Source organism: Skermania piniformis, from assembly GCF_019285775.1.
GTDB lineage: Bacteria > Actinomycetota > Actinomycetes > Mycobacteriales > Mycobacteriaceae > Skermania > Skermania pinensis.
This window is the reverse complement of record NZ_CP079105.1, coordinates 4,139,152-4,157,180: the sequence shown is the minus strand read 5'-3', so window position 1 is coordinate 4,157,180 and position 18,029 is coordinate 4,139,152. Positions and strand designations below refer to the sequence as shown.

Genomic DNA, 18,029 nt, shown 5'->3' with positions numbered 1-18,029 from the left:
GATCTCGTCGGTGAGATCGGCCGGCCGGAGCTCGCGGGTGTTCGGTCAGATGCCGAGGAGGCGGTAGAGCGCGCCGATGTCCGGGGTCGGAATCGTCGGTCCTACCCAGTCGATCGGAGTCAGGGTCATCAGATAGGCGACGACCGCGAAAGCCGGCCACGGCACGGTCAGCTTCGCGGCCGGCAGCCGGTCCTGCCGGGTCGACAACACGGCGAATGCCGTGATCAACAGCGCCGAGGTGATGAAGCTGCAGAACCATCGCATCCAGTCGATTCCGGTGGCGAAGACGATCACGACCGAAGCGCTCATCAGCAGGGCAATGGCGAGCGAGGTGTGGCGATCCAGCCGGGTGAAGCGGGTCCACCAGAGCCGGCCCATCGTGTACCGACACCAGAGCACGTGCAGTCCGACCAGGAGCAAGCCGAGCGTGATCTGCTGCAGGTGCCGGTCGATCCCGACGATCGCCACCTCGCCCATGGATTCGAATGCGCCCTGGGAGAGGTAGCGGAACACGGTGGGTCCCTCGAGCGACGCATCCACCCGCAGCTGTGCGGCGACGCCGGGGGTGACCCGGCCGAACAGCAGAATCAGCGGAACGGTTACCAAGGCCGGACCGAGCACGGCGATGCACAGGCGCATATTGCTCCACCAGGCGCGATTGCCGGTGACGAAAATGATCGGCACCGCGGCGAATCCCCAGATGAACAGGATCGCCTCGTGCACGAAGCAGAGCCCGGCGAGCATCAGCCCGATACTCCACATCACCGGCAGCAGCCAGCGCCGCAGATACAGGCAGGCGATACCGGCGCCGACCACGATCAGCACGCCGAACTGGTCGGAGCGGCGGCCGTACACCAACTCGCCGACGACGGCCGGGCTCGACGCGATCAGCAGCGCCAGGAACGTCGAGCTGCGGGTCCAGTTCCGGACCAGCAACTCCAGCAGGATCACGATCGCGACGAGCGGGATCGCCCACGATGCGAACAACGCCGCCTGCACCGCAATGTCGGACTGGCCGGTCAGCTGGCCGCCCAGGCCGCGCCGGACGAAGCCGTAGCGGTAGTCGACGTACCAGGCGGACCGGGTGTAGACCCACGGTGTCTGGGTGAACCACCCGGACGGCGTCGACTTCAGCACCTGGATACCGACGGCCAGCCCGAGGACGACGCGCAGGGTGGTCGGTGACAGGTGCAGGCCGGACCGCTGCGGCCGGAGTACATCGGGACGATCGAGCAGCGCGGTCATTTGTCCCCGCGAGCGACGCACGCCGGCGAAGACAATTGGATGACGGCTGCCGCGTTGCAGGCCCAGTCCATCCGTATCTTCCAGTTTCCGCTTTCGTATACGAACGGAACCTGTTGCGAATAACTCTTTCCCCAGACGTTCAGGTTGCCGTCGACGAGGATATCGTCGGCGCTGGTTCGAGCGACCCTGCGCACGTCGATCCGGGCGCCTTCGGCCGAATACAATTCCATCAGTTTGGACACCAGCGCGCCATCGGCGACGTCGCCCTGCGCATATATCGCCTTGTCGGCGACCGGTACGTTCGGATCGAGTGCGTGGTCGAGCCAGCCCTCCAGATCGTGCACCGTCGGTGTCGAAACTTCTTCTGCTGCAGGTGATTCGGTCGAAACTTTGGCCGGAGCGGCGCCACCGCAGGCGACCAGCGCCGGCCCGGCCACCAGCGCGATCGAGAGGAGCCGCCACCGAACGACCAAACCGGCCCGGTATTTCCTCGCCCGGCGTGGCGCGTCGAGAAAGTCTGCCATTTTTTGATCTCCTATGGGTTCGACGCGCAACAGGTTACATCCAGGCCGGGTCACGAATAAAGTCGTTCGATCGACAGACACGTGCCGCTCCGCCGGTGCACGAGATTATGCATTCACGCCGCTCGTGATTTTTTCGTTATTGCAAACCGAGCGATATATGGTCGGCTTTGTTGACGTACCGGGAGTCGGGTTCGGGCCGGCTCGGCGGAACTCGGTCGGGCACCCGCAGTCCCGGTTCCGCCGCTGTTGTCCGCTCGGCTGCTCGGCGGTACGGGTCGGACGTGGTTCGGTGGTGAGATGGTAGGCAACATGAATCCCGCCGCCGGCCGACTCGGCCGTATCGCGACCAGCAGTCCCGGCAAGGCCGCTGTCTCCACCGCCGCCGCGGGCGCGTTGGCAGCATTGTCGAACATGCCGCAGCAGGTATCGCACCTGATTCGCGACCGATACCCGGCCGTCGCCGTGACCGGGATGACCGGGGTGGGCAAAACCCGTCTGGTCGACCGCCTGACCCGGCATACCACCGCCGCCGAACACCTGGAGGTCGGCTCGGCCACCATGGAGCGGCGCACCCGCCGGGTCCGTCGGTTCCGCGGCTTCCGGTTCCGCGTGGTGCCCGGGGACAATGCCGCAACCCGGCTGGGCGCCCTCGACCAGGTATTCCACGACGAACCGGTCGACGGGGTACTGCACGTGGTCGCCTACGGATATGCGACCCCGCGCCGGACTGCGGGGATCAGCGGGCTGGCCCAGGCGTCCCGGGCCGATCTGCTCGCCGCCGAGCTGGACGACTGGGCCATCACCGCGCATCGGATCGCCTCGCTGGCCGTCCGCCGTGACCAGCCGATCTGGCTGATCGTGGTGCTGACCAAGACCGATCTGTTTCCGGACGCGATCGAGGCGGCGATCCGCTACTACTCCCCCGGCGGCGACTCGCCGTTCGCGAAGAAGCTCGACGACCTGCGGACGCTGGCCGGCGGCGCCCGGCTCTCGGTCGACGTGCTGCCGGTCAGCGCGGAGTCCGGCGATCCGGGTGACGTGATGCTGGCGTCCCTGGTGTCGCGAATGGCGCAGCTCAGCGGGCACGTCTGAGCGCAGAATATTTAGTAATGCTAATCAGATAGCGTGTCCGAGTGGTCGAATCATCCGGCTCGCCGGGCACGTTCGCGGCGCTGCGGGTACGCAACTACCGGCTGTATGCGACCGGGATGGCGATCTCGAACAACGGCACCTGGATGCAGCGGATCGCCCTGGACTGGCTGGTGTACTCGCTCACCGGTTCGTCGTTCGCGGTCGGGGTCACCACCGCGCTGCAGTTCGGCCCGATGCTGTTCCTGGGGCTGTTCGGCGGGCTGATCGCCGACCGGTACCCGCAGCGCCGCCTGCTGTTGTTCACCCAGAGCGCGTTCGGCCTGCTCGCGACGGTCCTCGCCGTCCTCGCCTTCACCCATACCGCCACGGTCGGCGTGATCTACCTGGTCGCGTTCGGCTTGGGTCTGGTCACCGTCGTGGACAACCCGGCCCGGCAGACTTTCGTCGGGGTGATGGTGCCGGCGCGGCTGATGCGGAACGCCGTCTCGCTCAACAGCGGCAATTTCCAGCTGGCCCGGCTCACCGGGCCGGCGCTGGCCGGCGTGGTCGTGGCCACCGCCGGCCCGGCCTGGGCTTTCGCGGTGAACGCGGTCACCTTCGCCGCCACCCTGACCGCGCTGACGCTGATGCGGTCCGCCGAATTCGAACAGTTGCCCCGCGAGCCGCGCGGTAGGGGGCAGCTGCGCGCCGGCCTGCGGTACGTCGCCGCGCGGCCGGCCCTGCTCTGGCCGATCGTGTTGCTGTTCTTCATCGGTGGCTTCGGCTTCAACTTCGCGATCGTGCTAACCGCCTACGCCGGCGAGGTGTTCGACGGCGGGCCCGGCCTGTACGGCTGGCTGAACTCGACCCTCGCGGCCGGCTCGGTGGTCGGGGCCTTGCTTGCGGCTCGCCGCCCGACCGTCTCGGCCCGGTTCTTGTTCGGATCGGCCGCAGCGTTCGGCGGCACGCTGGTTCTGGCCGGGCTGGCGCCGACGCTGTGGTTGCTGATCCCGGCGCTGGCTGCCTGCGGGCTCGCCGGTGTCGGCTTCAACACCTCGGCGAACTCGTCGGTGCAGCTGGCCACCGACCCGACCCTGCGGGGGCGGGTGATGAGCCTCTATTTCCTCGTCCTGATGGGGTCGATCCCGATCGGTTCGCTGATCGTCGGCGGAATCACCGAGCGCTGGGGGCCGTCGGTGGCCTTGGTGATCTCCGGCGCAATCTGCGTCGTGGCGGCCGGCAGCTGCGCACGGCTCGCCGGTCGCGAGACGCATGCATCTGATGCGTAGGAGCGTAGCATCAGATGCATGCGTACCACGCTGGATATCGATGCAGTCGTCTTGGCGCAGCTGAAAGTCCGGCAGGAGCGGGAGGGGAAGAGCATGGGGAAGCTGGTGTCGGAACTACTGGCTCGGCAGCTCGCGCAGGATGAGGCCGCAGGTGGGGCGGGCAACCGGACCGATGTCGGATGGATTGTCGGCAACCTCGGCGTCGGGGTGGATCTGGACGACAAAGACGCGGTGTGGGCGATTCTCGACTCGGAGCGTTGATGTCGTTCACCATCGACACCAACGTCCTGGTCTACGCCTCCGACGCCGATTCGCCGGTGCACGAGCGGGCTCGTTCGGTCGTCGAGGAGGCGCTTGCCGGGCCCGGCCTGGTGACCTTCTTCTGGCCGGTTCTGCTCGGCTACCTGCGGATAGTCACGCATCCGCGGATTTGCGCGGCACCGCTGGCCCCGGCGCGCGCGCACGAGGCGATCGAGCGGATCGACGCGGCCCCCGCGGCTCGGGTGGTCGGGGCGGGCCCGAACTTCTGGCGTTGCTATCGCGCGGTCGGTGGTGGCAGAGGTAACGATGTCCCGGACGCGGTCATCGTGGCGCTGATGCACGAGTACGGCGTGGCGACGATCGTGACCCACGATCGTGACTTTCGTCGGTACGACGGGATCAGCGTGCGGGACCCGTTTGCCGACTGATCGATTGCGGGGCGCCACGTCCGGTAACACACGGCGCGCGCGCGGCGGCCCGCGGTCGCAGAATAGGGGGATGCCGGATCGGGGTTTCACACCCACCCAACTCGCCGCACGCGCGGCTTACCTGCTGCGTGGCAACGATCTGGGCACCATGACCACCGCCGCGCCGCGGCTGTATCCGCACATGTGGAGTTGGGACGCGGCGTTCGTCGCGGTCGGTCTGGCGCCGCTCAGCGTCGAGCGCGCCGTGGTGGAGCTGGATACCTTGCTGTCCGCGCAATGGCGCAACGGGATGATCCCGCACATCGTCTACGCCAACGGGGTGGACGGTTATTTTCCCGGTCCCGGCCGCTGGCAGTGCCGGGAGCTGGCCGACGCGGCCCCGGCCGGCCCGGACACGTCGGGGATCACCCAACCGCCGGTGCACGCGATCGCAGTGCAGCGGATCCTCGATCACTCCCGTCGGCACGGTCGGAGCACCCGCGCGGTCGCCGAAGAGTTCCTGGACCGGCGCTGGGGCGATCTGATGCGTTGGCATCGGTGGCTGGCGCACGCCCGGGACCCCAAGTTCGACGGCCGGATCACCATCTATCACGGCTGGGAATCCGGCATGGACAATTCGCCGCGCTGGGACCGGGCCTACGCCCGGGTGACGCCCGGGCCGGATCTGCCGCCCTACGTGCGGGCCGATACCCAGGTGATCGCCGATCCGTCGCAACGGCCCACCGACGTCGAGTACGACCGTTATCTCTGGTTGCTGGAAGAGATGCGGCGGGCTCGCTACGACGACTACGAGCTGACCACGGCGATGAGTTTCGCGGTGCAGGACGTGTTCGTCAGCGCCGTCTTCGCGCTGGCCTGCGATGTGTTATCACAGATCGGCGAGGAGCACGCCCGGCCCCGGGCCGATGTTCGGGAGTTGTCCGAGTGGGCCGACCGGTTCCGGTCCGGCGTGATCGCCACCGCCGACGCCCGCTCCGGCGCAGCCCGCGATTTCGACCTGCGGGCCGATCGGCTGGTGCACACCGAAACGTCGGCGATGTTCGCGCCGTTGCTCTGTGGCGGTCTGCCGCGCGATGCCGAGCGGCAGCTGCTCCGCACGTTCGAAGGTCCACGGTTCTGCGGCCATCCCGATCTGCGTTACGCCTTGCCGCCGTCGACCTCGCCGGTGTCCGGGGATTTCCGCGCCCGAGAGTATTGGCGTGGACCGGTGTGGCCGGTGCTGAGCTGGCTGTTCTCCTGGGCCTTCGCCCGGCGCGGTTGGGCCGAGCGCGCTGCGACATTACGTACCGAAGGTTTGCGACAAGCGGCCGACGGAACGTTCGCCGAGTATTACGAGCCGTTTACCGGGGAACCGCTGGGAAGCATGCAACAATCCTGGACGGCAGCCTCGGTGCTCGATTGGCTTGGGTAGTTTGGGCGAATTATCGGAGTCGGCAGCGCTTGCCCACCGGTCACGATCACGTTACGGTCCACGGGTGCGCATCCGACTGAGCCGCAAGTTTGCCGTCGTTCCTCTCGCTGCCGCCGCGCTCCTCGTCGCAGCGCCGGGCCTGGCTGCCGCCGACATACCGAACGGGCCGGACGTCTCCGACTGGCAGCATCCCGCCGGTGCCCCGATCGACTGGAAGGCCGCGAAGGCGCACGGCGTCGACTTCGCGTTGGTGAAGGCGACCGAAGGCGTCGACTTCGTCAACGATCACTTCCAGGCCGATACCAACGCGATGCGGGCGGCCGGGGTGTTGCGCGGTGCCTACCACTTCCCCCGGTTCGACCAGAACCCGGAAGCGCAGGCCGACTTCTACGTCAACAACGTCTTCAGTCAGAACGTGCTCGGCTCGTTGCCGCCGATCCTGGACGTCGAGCGCAGCAACGGCCAACCGCCGAACGTGATCATCGATTGGATGCACCGCTGGCTGAATCGGGTGCAGCTGCTCACCGGCCGGATGCCGATCGTCTACACCTGCCCCGGTTTCTGGAAAGAGGGCGTCGCGAACTCGAACCAGTTCACCCAGTACCCGCTGTGGGTGGCCGACTGGAACGGCGGCCCGCAGCCGGAGCTGATCGGTGGCTGGCCGGGCTGGGTGTTCTGGCAGCAGACGAACAAGGCGAGCATCCCGGGCATCGAAGGCCCGGTCGATCACAACGTGTACAACCCGAACTTCGGTCCGCTGGAGGTCTGGGCCAACACGCCCTACTACGTCACCCTCGGCACCCGCTGAGCCGAGCCGAGTAGACGTCCGGCGGCATCCACCGATGCCGCCGGACGTTTTTTGTGTTTCAGGTGCGCGGCCGAACGCATTCTGTTGTCATACATAGCCGCCGTGAACGGCGGCAGTCTGCTACCGACAACTACGCCGCCGGACGCGAATTCCCCGCCGGGATGATTACCGACGACTATCGCTCGTCCGACGGCGCAGGCGGTATGGACAGGGCCGAGGCGGCCGCCCCGACGTCGCGCCCGTGTCGGACCGATTGCTCGGCTGCACGGGCGCGACCCGGCCTGGATCCACTGAAACTGCGGACCGGGCCTCAGCTCGGCGGCATCAGCACCGTGTCGATGAGGTAGACGGTCGCGTTGGCGGTCTGCACGCCACCGCAGATCACGTTGGCGTCGTTCACCTTCAGGGTGTCACCGGAGCCGGTCACGGTCACCGGCGCACCTTCGACCGTGGTCTGCGAACCGGCGATCGCGTCCGGGGCGATCCGGCCCGGCACCACGTGGTAGGTCAGCACCTTGCTCAGCTGGTCGGCGCCTTCGGGGGTGCCGAGCGTGGTCACCGTCTCCGGCGGCAGCTTGGCGAAGGCCTCGTCCACCGGGGCGAACACGGTGAGCTGTCCGTTGTTCAGCGTGTCGACCAGGTTGACCGCCGGGTTGAGCTGGCCGCTCACCGCGGACACGAGCGTCTTCAGCAGCGGGTTGTTGCTGGCGGCCGTGGCGACCGGTTCCGCCGCCATACCGGCGACCGAGCCGGGACCGTCCGGGACCTGCTCGGCGTAGGCCGCACAGCCGGGACCGACCATGCCCGCAGCCGATGCGGCGGCACTTGTGGTCATGGCGCCGGACATGCCGGAGGTCTCCGACATCGACGACGACGAGGCGGTGGTCGAGTCGGAGCTGCTGGAGCTGGAGTCGTCACTGCAAGCGGCGAGGCCACCGATCGCCAGTACCGCTACGAAGCCGGTTGCGGACTTTTTCCAGGTGTTCATTGTGATCCTTACTGTTCGGCACTGCTTCGGTTGATACAGCTGTCGTTCGTCTCATTTGTCCGAAAGCTGGTCGGTCGTTGTTCGGCGGCCGAAGCCGGATGGATTGGCCGTCCAGGTAATCAGTCGACTCGTACCTGTACACCCGGCCATCCGGTCGCGCCGTCGGGTGCGATCGGCACACGTTCCTCGGTCTGCGGGATCCCGGTGGCGTCGGTAGCCCGCGCTTCGATCATGTGGTTCCCGGGTGTGGCATCCCACTGCCACACCCACTGCCGCCAGCAGTCTATGCCGTCCCGCTCGGCGAGTTGGGCCGGTTGCCACACTCCCCGGTCGACTCGTACCTCGACTCGTTCGATTCCGCGGTGCTGGGCCCAGGCCACCCCGGCTACCGGGGTGCGTCCGGCCGGGATCCGGGCGAACGATTTCGGCACGTCGATCCGCGATGCGGTCTTGATCGGGGCTTGGGCGGCATATCCGCGGCTGGTCCAGTAGGCGCTGAAGTCGGCGAATCGGGTGACCTCCAGGTCGGTCAACCACTTGGTCGCCGAGACGTAGCCGTAGAGCCCGGGTACCACCATCCGGACCGGGAAACCGTGTTCGGGCGGAAGTGGTTCGCCGTTCATCGCCACCGCCAGCATCGCGTCCCGATCGTCGGTCAGGACGGTGAGCGGGGTGCCGATGGTCATTCCGTCGACGCTGGTCGACTTGACGGCGTCGGCATCGGCGCCGACCCCGACCCGGCTCAGCAGATCCCGGGTGCGCACCCCGATCCACGTGGCATTTCCGACGTAGGGCCCGCCGACGGGTTGGGACACGCAGGTCAGCGTGATCCGGCGCTCGATCAGCGGCAGGTCCAGCAGGTCCTGGAAGGACAGCTCGATCGGCGCGTCGACCAGGCCGTGGATGCGTAGCCGGTAGTCGTCGACCGCGACCCGCGGCACCCGGAGTGCGGTATCCACCCGATAGAAGTCGCGGTTGTCGGTGATGTACGGGGTCAGCCCGGGCAGTTTCAGGGCGGTGCCGGCCGGCAGCGGCGCCGCCGGCGAGCGCGGGGGCGGCAGCCGCACCCCGGATCGCCCGGTCCCGGGCGCGAGTACGGTCTGGCCGGCAACGGTCCCGCCGACCGCGACGGCGCCGAGCACGCCGACCGTCGCGAGAAAGTTGCGGCGGTCGAATCCCGGCGGGGCCGCCGCTTCGGCTGCTGGAGTGTCGGGTGCTGGGGTGTCGGGTGCTGCTCGCAGCAGCCAGGCGAAGCTGCCGAGGGCAATCGCGCCGAGCACCGCTACCGGGACCAGGCGCAGGATCGGTCCGTCGGTCGTCGGGCGATCGGCCAGCACGACCACCCCGGCAACGGCTACCAGCACGGCCAGTGCGGTGATCCCCACGGTTCGGCCCATCGCTCCGACCAGCGCGAGGACGATCACCATGCCGGCGATCACCGACGCCAGCAGCACCGGCTTGTCGTTGGTGCCGAACTGTTCGATCGCGAACTCCTTCAGCTGACGCGGGGTCCAGTCGATGACCCGATTGGCCACGGCGATCAGCGGCGATGTGGTTCCGGGTAGCGCCGCGGCAATCGCCTGGCTCGCGCCGACCCCGGCGCCACCGGCAGCCAGACCGGCGATCGCACCCGTACCGGATAGCCTCATGCCGAGTATTCGCACACAACCGCACACCGGACGGGTCCGTCTCGAAAAATGATCTTCGGCGGCTGCCCCATCCGGAGCCGCCGGGATTACGAACCTGGTTGCATGTCCGTCTGCGCGAGCCGTGATGACATGCAGCTGGAAGAAAGGTGTCCTGTGCCTGGCGAACCCACTCTCCGGATCGTGACCGGTGACGACTTGCCGAGTCCGGATGCGTTGCTGGAGCAGGTCGCGCGCGGTGATCTCGACGCGTTCGACCAGTTCTACGATCTCGTCTCGCCGGCCGTGTTCGGCACGGCACGCCGGGTCGTGCGGGACCCGGCGCGGGCCGAGGAAGTTGCCCAGGAGGTGTTCCTGGACGTCTGGCGGCAAGCCACCCGGTTCGACCGGCGTCGCGGAGGTGCGCGTACCTGGGTGCTCACCATGGCGCACCGACGTGCGGTGGACGTGGTGCGCTCGTCGGAGGCGGCCCGGGCGCGGGAGCGCAAACTGTCCCAGCAGGAGCTGGATGTCGTCGCCGGTCCCGAGGAGCACGTCGTCGAGCAGGACGAGCGCCGCGCCGTGCGCCGGTGTCTGCAGGCATTGACCGCGCTGCAGCTGGAATCGGTGACCTTGGCCTATTACCAGGGGTACACCTACCCGCAGGTGGCGGCGTTGCTGAAGCAGCCGCTGCCGACGATCAAGACCCGCATGCGGGACGGCCTGATCCGGTTGCGCGACTGTATGGGGGGACGATCGTGACCAGCGCGGACATCCACACGTTGGCCGGCGCCTACGCGCTCGACGCGATCGATCCCGACGAGCGGATCGCGTTCGATGCTCACCTCGCCGAGTGTGAGAGTTGCCGTGACGAGGTGGACGGCTTGTGGGGGGCGGCCGCCGCCCTGGCCGTCATCGAGCATCCGCCGGCTCGGCTCCGGGCCCGGGTTCACGCGCTCGCCGAGCGGACCGCCCAGCTGCCGCCGCTGGTCGCGCCCCGCCGGCCGGCCCGGGCCCGACGCTGGTCCCGGTTGGCGGCCGCAGCGGCGGTCGTCGTCGCGATCGGGCTCGGTGGTGTGGTGCTCCGGGAGGTGACCGAGCGCCCGGCGGAGGTCACCGCGGGCCAGGTCTTCGGGGCACGCGACGCGCACACCCGGGCCGTGCCGCTCGGTACCGGTGAACTTCGGGTTGCGGTCTCCGCTCAGCTAGACCGGATCGCGGTCGACGGCGGTGGTATGCCCGCGCCACCTGCGGGTCACGCCTATCAGGTGTGGCTGGTCGACGGCGCGCAGCCGACGTCGCTGTCGGTGATGGAGGGCGATGCCACCACCGCGGTGACGCCGATCCCGCCCGCCGGGGTGCTGGCGATCACGATCGAGCCCAGCGGTGGCTCGGCCGGGCCGACCACCGAGCCGATTCTGACGCTGGACCCGGCCGGCCTCTGAGTGGGCTCGATCGGATCAGTGGTGGCCGGCGTGCCGGGACAGGGCCTTCGGTAGGGCGATCGAGATCGGTACGCCGATGCCGACGCCGATCGCGATGGCCACCGGCGCCGGGTGGGTGGTGAGGAAGAGCAGAACCAGCAGAGCGACGAGTGGCTTGTTCATCCCGACGCAGGCAGCTGCGCCGGCGCCGGCGATCGCGGCCAGTCCGGGGTCGATCCCGGGGATTGCCTGGGATACCGCGAGTCCGCCGCACACCCCCATGAACGCCAGCGGCATGATCGGTCCGCCGAGCCAGCCGGCGGCGAGACACAAGGCCATGGCGACGGCCTTGAGCAGCATGATGCCCACCAGGATCGCCGCGGCGAGCTGCCCGGGGTCCGCGGACAGCTCGACCAGTTGCTCCTGGCCGTTGGACCGCATGACCGGCCAGATGGCGATCAGCAGGGCGAAGCAGCACGAACCGATGAGTACCCGAACCCGGATATCGGTGGCCACTCTCGCCAGCACCCGGTCGGCGTAGAGCTTCACCACCAGATAGACGATTGCCGCCACGGCGCCCACCAGCGCCGGCAGGGTCAGCGCGACCAGCGTGGCGAAGTCGGTGGCCGCTGTCGGCTCGGGAACAGGGATCTTCAGACCTGGCCCGTCGCTCGGAAACAGCGCCCCGCCGAGGTAGATGCCGGCGAGCCCGAGCGTGCCGGCCAGGAACAGCAGGGGCCAGGGCACCTTGTCGGTGCCGGCCTCGTCGCTGTCGGCGTAGCTGGCGCCGCCCGGCGGTGAGCCGTACATCGCGCCGAGCGAGCCCGCGACCCCGACTTCCCGGATCAGCCGGCGTTGCCGGACGTCCTTGGAAATGCGAAGCGCGACGAAGTCGGAGAGCGCTTCGACCACCGCGATCACGCCACCTTCGGGGCCGATCGCGCCGCCGAAACCGAACGACGACACGCCCAACGCGGCCATGTTCGCGGCCTGGGGAATCGGTGCCGGCTCATCGTTCTCGGCCAGTTTCAGCTGCCCGTCGAAGTCCTTGGTCGGGTCCCGATAGCGGAGCAGGGCGATCAGCAGCCCACCTGCCATCACCACGCAGAACACCAGCACGTGGTCGGTGTCGTCGATTCGGGACCAGATCAGGTTCTCGGCGAGGTGGGTGAGCACCAGCATCAGGTAGGTGACGAAGCCGGCAACGAAGCCGTAGACGGTCGCGGTCACGATCGGTTTCACGACAAAGGGGTTTCCGTCCGAGATCGGCCGGCAATCGCGAGGCCGCCGGCGAGGCCTGAAAGGTCCAGTGAATGTACGTCACCTGATGCCGCGGTGGAACACCCGAATGCCGCTGCCCCGGTCGATCGGAGCGCCGAGTGGGCTCTGATGGCGTTCGGTTCTCGGCGTTTGCCGCCATCAGTGCCCACTCGGCATCAGTGCCCACTCGGCATCGGTGCCCACTCGAGGAGGTCCTGCTGCTAGACGACGCCGAGCCGGATCAGACTTTCGCCGCTGGCGGTGATCGCCTCGGTCCACGGGCGGGGCTGCCAATCCAGCTCTCGACGCGCTTTCGCCGAGGTAGCGGCGCGCCGCTCGCCGAGGAGCGGTACCAGGTCGCCCATCTCCACGTTGAACCGGCCGATCAGTCGGACCAGCGCGTCCGGCGCTTTGCGGGTCGGCACCCGCTTGGCGGCCGGACCGAGATGCTGCTTCAGGGCGCGGGCGACGTCGAGCATCGAGACCGGCTCGCCGGACGTGGCGATATAGCGTTGACCAGCGGCTTCGGGTGCCTGCATGGCGCGCAGGTGCAGGTCGACCACGTCTCGGACGTCGACGACGCCGAACCACAGATCCGGGCACAGGGGTGGGGTGCCGGACAGCAGGCGCTGGATCAGCCCGAGCGACGAGGTGGCGCTCGCCGACAGCGCCGGCCCGAAGATACCGATCGGGTTCACGCTGGTCAGCTCCAGATCGCCGCCTTCGTTCGCCATCAGATCCCAGGCCGCGCGCTCGGCCAGCGCCTTGGATTTGACGTAAGCGCTCATCGGCCCGCCGTCGACGTTCGTCCAGTCCGACTCGTCGAACGGGGTGGTCCGGGGCGGATGACCGTAATAGACGGCGTCGCAACTCGACGTGTAGACGACCCGGCGCGCGCCACCGTCGCGGGCCGCCCGCAGGATCCGTCGCACCCCGTCGACCGCCGGGCGGATCACCTTCTGTTCGTCCCGGGTGGCGGTCAGCGGCGACGCGACGTGCAGCACGGTACGGCATCCGGCGACCGCGGCGGGCCAGCCGTCGTCCGACATCAGATCGGCCGCCACCACCTCCAGCCGGTCCGCCGGGTCCACCTCGGTCGCGATCGCCGCGCGCAGCGCGGGCTCCTTGCTCAGGTCACGGACGGTGACGCGCACCGGGTAGCCCTGCCGCAACAGCTCGACGACGGTCCAGCCGCCGACGAAGCCGGTCCCGCCGGTTACCAGCACGGTCTCGTTCATGGATGCTCCTGTAGTTGATTAGCCGATCGGCTAATCAACTACTCTAACCGTATGTCGGATTCGCGCAAGCAACAGGCGCTGCAGTCGCGTCAGGCGGTACTGGACGCGGCGCGCCGACTGTTCGGCAGTCGCGGCTACGACGCGACGTCGTTGCAGCAGATCGCCGACGAGCTCGGCATGCGGAAGGCGAACGTCTACTACTACTTCCGAACCAAGGAGGCGATCCTCGATGCGTTGCTCGCCCCGATGACCGATCGCCTCGCCGCCCTGCTGGATACCGCCGAGCGGATCGACGACCCGGCCGAGCGCACGCGCACGCTGGTCGAGGGGTTCGTCGATCAGGTTCTCGCGTCCTACCGGGCCGCGGGCTCGTTGGGGCTGGGGGACCCGGCGCTGCGCCGCGACCTACCGATCGCACGGCGGATGGTCGAACTGTCCGAGCGCGGCGCGCGGATTCTGCTCGGCGACGATCCGTCGCCGGATCGGTTGGCCGGCTACTGGCTGATCCAGGATCTGGGCCCGGTGCTGCGCCGGTGCGATCACCTACCCGATGCCGAGCTGCGCGGTGTCCTGATTCGGGTGTGCACGCGGGTGGTCGACCTGCCGCGCAACTCGAGGTAGCCGGGTCACTCCGAGGTGATGAACTGGTTGTAATAGCCGTGATCTTGAAAGCGGTAAGGCGAGTTCGGGTCTTTCAAGATCTGTTCCGGGATGAACACAATGACCAGCAAGATCAAGGTCATGCCGGCCCCGATCAACCACTGTCGCAAGGTCGGCCGGGGTGTGGTGCGCCGCAGGACGAGGATCAGGCCGAGGCAGAGGGGCAGGTACCCGAGCAGGGCGGTCGCCAGACCGGGGTCGTAGGCGAGCACATGGCGGCCGGTCCCGAAGTGCCCGTAGGACATGTACACCGATGCCGTGTGGATGACTGCTTCGAAACCGCTGAACAGCATCGCGGCGATCATCACCGGAACGCGCGCTCCCCAGATCGCGACGACCACGACGCTGACCACGAGCAGACCGAAGTTCGTGATCATGTCGGTGAGTTCGCTCATCGGATATCGGTCCGGTGTGGCGGACCCGGAGAGCGTGTTGTACATGTAGTGGAAACCGCCGGGCCAGACCCACTCCTCCCAGACGTGCGGGACGATCCAGATCGCGAAGATCGCCGTCAAGCGATCCCCCCACCCCCACGTCGTCCACTTGACCCCGATGTACACCAGGAACCCGACCGCGATAGCGATCGAGATCCAGATCCATCCGGCAAGCCAGTAATCCCAGAAGTTGCCCATGCGGTACTCGATTCCCGAGAAGCTCTCGAATTCCACGGATCGCCCGGCTGGCGGTCCGCACCGGCATTACCGGGTTGCGTCGCCGCCGGCGGTGATCGCGCGACCGGCCGGTGATTCGGCCTCCTCGATCGCCCGCCGGGCGATTGCCCCGAGCGCGGCCTCGACGTCGGCGCTCAACGCGCCGCGGTCCTGAGTCTGGTCGTCGGGCAACCATTCCCGGACCTGCTCGACCAGCCAGTTGCGCCAGGCCGCGGACAGTGCGTCCATCTGCGCGTGCCCCGGCGCCGTGAGCTGCAACAGGTCGCCGTCGCGTACCAGGTAACCCGCATCGGCGATGTCGTCGAAGAACGAGGTGAGAACGCCTTCCGGGATGCCGATCCGATTCTCGATTGCGGCCTGCGACGCATCGCGGTCCAGGTGCTTGGCGGGCAGTCCGACGACGAGAATCCCCCAGGCGGTGGGGATGTCGAGGGCGCTGCCCGATCCGCCCACCGCGCGCGCGAACGCTTGTCGGCCGTTGCGCCGCAGGATCCGGCCGATGATCGTCTCCAGCTGTACATCGGAGCGATCGGAGTCCGGTACGGCGAAGCCTTCCGACATTCCCCGCGCCGATTCCGCTGCAGCGTCGCGCAAGGTCACCTGCGGCAGGAAGAAGGACACCGCCAACCCGACCAGCGCCACCGGCACCACCCAGAGGAAGACGTGCTGCAGCGTGTCCGAGTAGGCGAGGATGATCGGTGCCTGTTGGGCCGCGGGCAACGCATGCAGTCGCGCCGGCGTGGAGGCCACCGCTGAATCGGTCACTCCGGCTGTCGCCATGGCTTGGGGAAGTTCGCCGGCCAACTTGTTGGAGTACAGGGTGCCCATGATCGCCGTACCGAACGACATTCCCAGCGTGCGGAAGAACGTGACCGCAGAGGTTGCGGTCCCGAGATCTTGGTAGCTCGCGGTGTTCTGCACCACCAACGTGAGTACCTGCATGATCAGCCCGATGCCGAAACCGAGGATGAAGATGTAGATCGACGAGGTCAGGATCGAGGTGTTCTCGTCCATGAACGACAGCAGGAACAGGCCGAGCGCGATGATCGCGGACCCCGCGATCGGGAAGATCTTGTATTTGCCGGTCTTGCCGACGACGTTGCCGGAATAGATCGATGTGATGAGCAGCCCGATCACCACCGGCAGGGTGCGCAGACCGGATTCGGTGGCCGTGGTGCCCTGCACGTACTGCAGGAAAGTGGGCAGGTACGTCATCGCGCCGAGCATCGCGAAGCCGACGATGAAGGACAGCAGCGAGGAGATCGTGAACACCCGTTGCTTGAACAGGTGCATCGGCAGAATGGGTTCTGCGGCGCGGAGCTCGACGAACACGAAGATGACGAGACATACCACCGCGCCGACGAACAGTCCGATGATCGTGGGCGAACCCCAGGCGTACTCCGATCCGCCCCACGACAGCCCGAGGGTGAGGCCGACGGCGCCGAGGGATACGAAGATGACACCGAGGTAGTCGATCTTGGACCTCGTCTTCCCGGAGAGGCCGGGGACGAACCGGATCGCCATCACGACGACGATGGCCGCGAGCGGAACGTTGACGTAGAACGCCCAGCGCCACGAGAGATGATCGGTGAACAGCCCGCCGAGGAGCGGCCCGATCACCGTCGTCACCCCGAATATTGCGCCCAGTGCGCCCTGATACTTGCCCCGCTCGCGCAGGGGAATGACGTCGGCGATGAGCGCGGTCGCGGTGACCGTGATCGCGCCGCCACCGATGCCCTGCACGGCACGGGAGATGATCAGAAAGGTCATGCTGTTCGCGAGTCCGCAGAAGAACGATCCGGCGATGAAGATCACCACGGCGACAACGAGGACGTTCTTCCGTCCGTAGAGGTCACCGATCTTGCCCGCGAGCACCGTCGACACGGTTTCGGCGAGGATGTAAGCGGTGACCACCCAGCTCATATGGCCTGCGCCGCCCAGGTCGCCGACGATGGTCGGCAACGCGGTCGACACGATGGTCTGATCGAGCGCGGCGAGCAGCATGCCGGCGCCGATGGTGGCGAAGATCAAGTTTCGCCGAGCGGGGGTGATGTCGCTTGCCGAGAAACCTTTAACCGCCGTCGACGTCGACATCTGATCTCCACATCCGCGTTCAACCTAGATCCGAGCTCAACCTAGATCCGAGCTCAACCTAGATCCGAGTTCAACCCGGTCCCCGAGCGATAGTAGCCACGGTTGGCTGTCATATGGCGATCCGACGAAGGAACGACACATACAACTGATTGGTTGTATGATTCGGAGCATGGTCGAACGCGCAGCCGAGGACCGGGCGGATGCCCTGTTCCACGCGCTGGCCGACCGGACCCGGCGCGACATCCTGCGCCGGGTGCTGGCCGGCGAGTTCTCGGTCAGTGCGCTCGCGGCGCCGTACGAGATGAGCTTCGCCGCCGTGCAGAAACACGTCGCCGTGCTGGAAAAGGCCGGCCTGCTGACCAAACGGCGCAGCGGCCGGGAGCAGTTGGCCAGCGGCGATGTGGCCGCGGTGCGGTCGATCGCGTCGATGCTCTCGGAGCTCGAGGGCATCTGGCGCGGCCGCATCGCCCGGATCGACGACCTGATCGCGCTCGATCAGCCCACCGAAGAGCACCCCACCGAAGAGAAGGAATGAACCATGCCGGTCACCGAAGTCAGCCAGGACGTCGACGCGCGCACCTTGACCATCACGGCCGAGTTCGCCGCGCCGATCGAGCGGATCTGGCAGGTCTACGCCGACCCGGAGCAGCTGGGCAAGGTCTGGGGTCCGCCCACGTACCCGGCCACCTTCGTCGCCCACGACCTGCGCCCCGGTGGCCGGATGAATTACTTCATGACCGGACCGGACGGCGACAAGTTCGCCGGCTTCTGGGAGATCACCGCGGTCGACGAGCCGCACAGCTTCGCCTTCGACGACGGCTTCGCCGATCTCGACTTCAACCCGAACCCGGACTTGCCGGTGTCGAAGAACGTCGTCACGTTCAGTGCGATCGACGGTGGCACCAAGGCCGTCTACGTGTCGACCTACGCCAGCGCCGAAGCGTTGCAGCAGGTGCTCGACATGGGAGTGGTCGACGGCGCGAGCAGTGCGATCAACCAGATCGACGAGTTGGTCGCCGGCTGACCCGCCGA

General features: G+C 67.6%; 19 protein-coding genes. 11 read left to right on the top strand and 8 right to left on the bottom strand.

Features of this window, described 5'->3' with window-relative positions; translation table 11 throughout:
• Nucleotides 1-45: 45 nt before the first annotated feature.
• Together KV203_RS19150 and KV203_RS19145 are read right to left on the bottom strand one after the other, a co-directional pair.
• Entirely contained in the window at nucleotides 46-1,245 is a 1,200-nt protein-coding gene (locus tag KV203_RS19150; protein WP_066473441.1) for a hypothetical protein, read from the bottom strand.
• Entirely contained in the window at nucleotides 1,242-1,850 is a 609-nt protein-coding gene (locus KV203_RS19145) for an MTB12 C-terminal domain-containing protein (RefSeq protein ID WP_157079911.1), read from the bottom strand. Before KV203_RS19145 ends, KV203_RS19150 begins: the two co-directional genes overlap by 4 nt.
• A 228-nt stretch (nucleotides 1,851-2,078) precedes the next feature.
• Between KV203_RS19145 and KV203_RS19140 the strand changes: the two genes are divergently transcribed.
• The 6 genes from KV203_RS19140 (at nucleotide 2,079) to KV203_RS19115 (ending at nucleotide 7,037) form a co-directional block, all read left to right on the top strand.
• Nucleotides 2,079-2,861 (top strand): GTPase, encoded by a 783-nt coding sequence (locus KV203_RS19140; protein ID WP_066473517.1) that lies wholly within the window; start codon nucleotides 2,079-2,081, stop codon nucleotides 2,859-2,861.
• 41 nt (nucleotides 2,862-2,902) lie between these two features.
• On the top strand, nucleotides 2,903-4,129 hold the full coding sequence (locus KV203_RS19135) for an MFS transporter (protein WP_066473444.1): 1,227 nt from the start codon (nucleotides 2,903-2,905) through the stop codon (nucleotides 4,127-4,129).
• An 18-nt stretch (nucleotides 4,130-4,147) separates the two neighbouring features.
• Nucleotides 4,148-4,390 (top strand): hypothetical protein, encoded by a 243-nt coding sequence (locus tag KV203_RS19130; protein WP_066473447.1) that lies wholly within the window; start codon nucleotides 4,148-4,150, stop codon nucleotides 4,388-4,390.
• Complete coding sequence (locus KV203_RS19125; protein ID WP_066473448.1) at nucleotides 4,390-4,818, top strand: TA system VapC family ribonuclease toxin; 429 nt, start codon at nucleotides 4,390-4,392, stop codon at nucleotides 4,816-4,818. The genes KV203_RS19130 and KV203_RS19125 overlap by 1 nt, the downstream gene beginning before the upstream one ends.
• Before the next feature lie 70 nt (nucleotides 4,819-4,888).
• On the top strand, nucleotides 4,889-6,229 hold the full coding sequence (ggh, locus tag KV203_RS19120; RefSeq protein ID WP_066473451.1) for a glucosylglycerate hydrolase: 1,341 nt from the start codon (nucleotides 4,889-4,891) through the stop codon (nucleotides 6,227-6,229).
• A gap of 64 nt (nucleotides 6,230-6,293) precedes the next feature.
• On the top strand, nucleotides 6,294-7,037 hold the full coding sequence (locus KV203_RS19115; protein WP_066473453.1) for a glycoside hydrolase family 25 protein: 744 nt from the start codon (nucleotides 6,294-6,296) through the stop codon (nucleotides 7,035-7,037).
• Nucleotides 7,038-7,347: 310 nt separating this feature from the next.
• Here the strand turns inward: KV203_RS19115 and KV203_RS19110 are convergent, their stop codons facing one another.
• Nucleotides 7,348-8,025, bottom strand: a complete 678-nt coding sequence (locus tag KV203_RS19110) for a fasciclin domain-containing protein (protein WP_066473456.1) — start codon at nucleotides 8,023-8,025, stop codon at nucleotides 7,348-7,350.
• 119 nt (nucleotides 8,026-8,144) lie between these two features.
• Nucleotides 8,145-9,674 carry a molybdopterin-dependent oxidoreductase gene (locus tag KV203_RS19105; protein WP_066473458.1) on the bottom strand — a complete coding sequence of 510 codons (1,530 nt, stop codon included), beginning with the start codon at nucleotides 9,672-9,674 and terminating at the stop codon, nucleotides 8,145-8,147.
• Nucleotides 9,675-9,854: 180 nt separating this feature from the next.
• On the opposite strand from KV203_RS19105, the gene sigK reads away from it, so the two are divergent.
• Both sigK and KV203_RS19095 read left to right on the top strand, forming a co-directional pair.
• Nucleotides 9,855-10,412: an ECF RNA polymerase sigma factor SigK gene (gene sigK / locus KV203_RS19100; protein WP_246600311.1), complete on the top strand. Its 558-nt coding sequence runs from the start codon at nucleotides 9,855-9,857 to the stop codon at nucleotides 10,410-10,412.
• Nucleotides 10,409-11,095 carry an anti-sigma factor gene (locus tag KV203_RS19095; RefSeq protein WP_066473459.1) on the top strand — a complete coding sequence of 229 codons (687 nt, stop codon included), beginning with the start codon at nucleotides 10,409-10,411 and terminating at the stop codon, nucleotides 11,093-11,095. The genes sigK and KV203_RS19095 overlap by 4 nt, the downstream gene beginning before the upstream one ends.
• Before the next feature lie 15 nt (nucleotides 11,096-11,110).
• Here the strand turns inward: KV203_RS19095 and KV203_RS19090 are convergent, their stop codons facing one another.
• Both KV203_RS19090 and KV203_RS19085 read right to left on the bottom strand, forming a co-directional pair.
• Nucleotides 11,111-12,316 carry a chloride channel protein gene (locus tag KV203_RS19090; protein WP_066473461.1) on the bottom strand — a complete coding sequence of 402 codons (1,206 nt, stop codon included), beginning with the start codon at nucleotides 12,314-12,316 and terminating at the stop codon, nucleotides 11,111-11,113.
• Nucleotides 12,317-12,555: 239 nt separating this feature from the next.
• Nucleotides 12,556-13,572 (bottom strand): NAD-dependent epimerase/dehydratase family protein, encoded by a 1,017-nt coding sequence (locus tag KV203_RS19085; RefSeq protein WP_066473462.1) that lies wholly within the window; start codon nucleotides 13,570-13,572, stop codon nucleotides 12,556-12,558.
• Between the two features lie 51 nt (nucleotides 13,573-13,623).
• Here KV203_RS19085 and KV203_RS19080 point away from each other — a divergent pair, with 51 nt between their 5' ends.
• The gene (locus KV203_RS19080; protein ID WP_066473464.1) at nucleotides 13,624-14,193 is read left to right on the top strand and encodes a TetR/AcrR family transcriptional regulator; all 570 of its coding nucleotides are present in this window, start codon (nucleotides 13,624-13,626) and stop codon (nucleotides 14,191-14,193) included.
• Nucleotides 14,194-14,198: 5 nt separating this feature from the next.
• On the opposite strand, the gene KV203_RS19075 is transcribed toward KV203_RS19080, so the two are convergent.
• Nucleotides 14,199-14,900 (bottom strand): HXXEE domain-containing protein, encoded by a 702-nt coding sequence (locus KV203_RS19075; protein ID WP_066473467.1) that lies wholly within the window; start codon nucleotides 14,898-14,900, stop codon nucleotides 14,199-14,201.
• A 30-nt stretch (nucleotides 14,901-14,930) separates the two neighbouring features.
• Entirely contained in the window at nucleotides 14,931-16,997 is a 2,067-nt protein-coding gene (locus KV203_RS19070; RefSeq protein WP_066473469.1) for an MDR family MFS transporter, read from the bottom strand.
• 169 nt (nucleotides 16,998-17,166) lie between these two features.
• Between KV203_RS19070 and KV203_RS19065 the strand changes: the two genes are divergently transcribed.
• Together KV203_RS19065 and KV203_RS19060 are read left to right on the top strand one after the other, a co-directional pair.
• The gene (locus KV203_RS19065) at nucleotides 17,167-17,532 is read left to right on the top strand and encodes an ArsR/SmtB family transcription factor (RefSeq protein WP_157079914.1); all 366 of its coding nucleotides are present in this window, start codon (nucleotides 17,167-17,169) and stop codon (nucleotides 17,530-17,532) included.
• A gap of 3 nt (nucleotides 17,533-17,535) precedes the next feature.
• Nucleotides 17,536-18,021, top strand: a complete 486-nt coding sequence (locus tag KV203_RS19060; protein ID WP_066473473.1) for an SRPBCC family protein — start codon at nucleotides 17,536-17,538, stop codon at nucleotides 18,019-18,021.
• The last annotated feature ends 8 nt before the right edge of the window (nucleotides 18,022-18,029 follow it).

Bases quoted from the DNA above. Each gene is read 5' to 3' on its own strand.
- KV203_RS19070 (WP_066473469.1), bottom strand. From the start codon at position 16,997: ATGTCGACGTCGACGGCGGTTAAAGGTTTCTCGGCAAGCGACATCACC.
- KV203_RS19150 (WP_066473441.1), bottom strand. From the start codon at position 1,245: ATGACCGCGCTGCTCGATCGTCCCGATGTACTCCGGCCGCAGCGGTCC.
- KV203_RS19125 (WP_066473448.1), top strand. From the start codon at position 4,390: ATGTCGTTCACCATCGACACCAACGTCCTGGTCTACGCCTCCGACGCC.
- KV203_RS19060 (WP_066473473.1), top strand. From the start codon at position 17,536: ATGCCGGTCACCGAAGTCAGCCAGGACGTCGACGCGCGCACCTTGACC.
- KV203_RS19130 (WP_066473447.1), top strand. From the start codon at position 4,148: ATGCGTACCACGCTGGATATCGATGCAGTCGTCTTGGCGCAGCTGAAA.
- KV203_RS19105 (WP_066473458.1), bottom strand. From the start codon at position 9,674: ATGAGGCTATCCGGTACGGGTGCGATCGCCGGTCTGGCTGCCGGTGGC.
- KV203_RS19080 (WP_066473464.1), top strand. From the start codon at position 13,624: ATGTCGGATTCGCGCAAGCAACAGGCGCTGCAGTCGCGTCAGGCGGTA.
- KV203_RS19065 (WP_157079914.1), top strand. From the start codon at position 17,167: ATGGTCGAACGCGCAGCCGAGGACCGGGCGGATGCCCTGTTCCACGCG.
- KV203_RS19140 (WP_066473517.1), top strand. From the start codon at position 2,079: ATGAATCCCGCCGCCGGCCGACTCGGCCGTATCGCGACCAGCAGTCCC.
- KV203_RS19110 (WP_066473456.1), bottom strand. From the start codon at position 8,025: ATGAACACCTGGAAAAAGTCCGCAACCGGCTTCGTAGCGGTACTGGCG.
- ggh (WP_066473451.1), top strand. From the start codon at position 4,889: ATGCCGGATCGGGGTTTCACACCCACCCAACTCGCCGCACGCGCGGCT.
- KV203_RS19085 (WP_066473462.1), bottom strand. From the start codon at position 13,572: ATGAACGAGACCGTGCTGGTAACCGGCGGGACCGGCTTCGTCGGCGGC.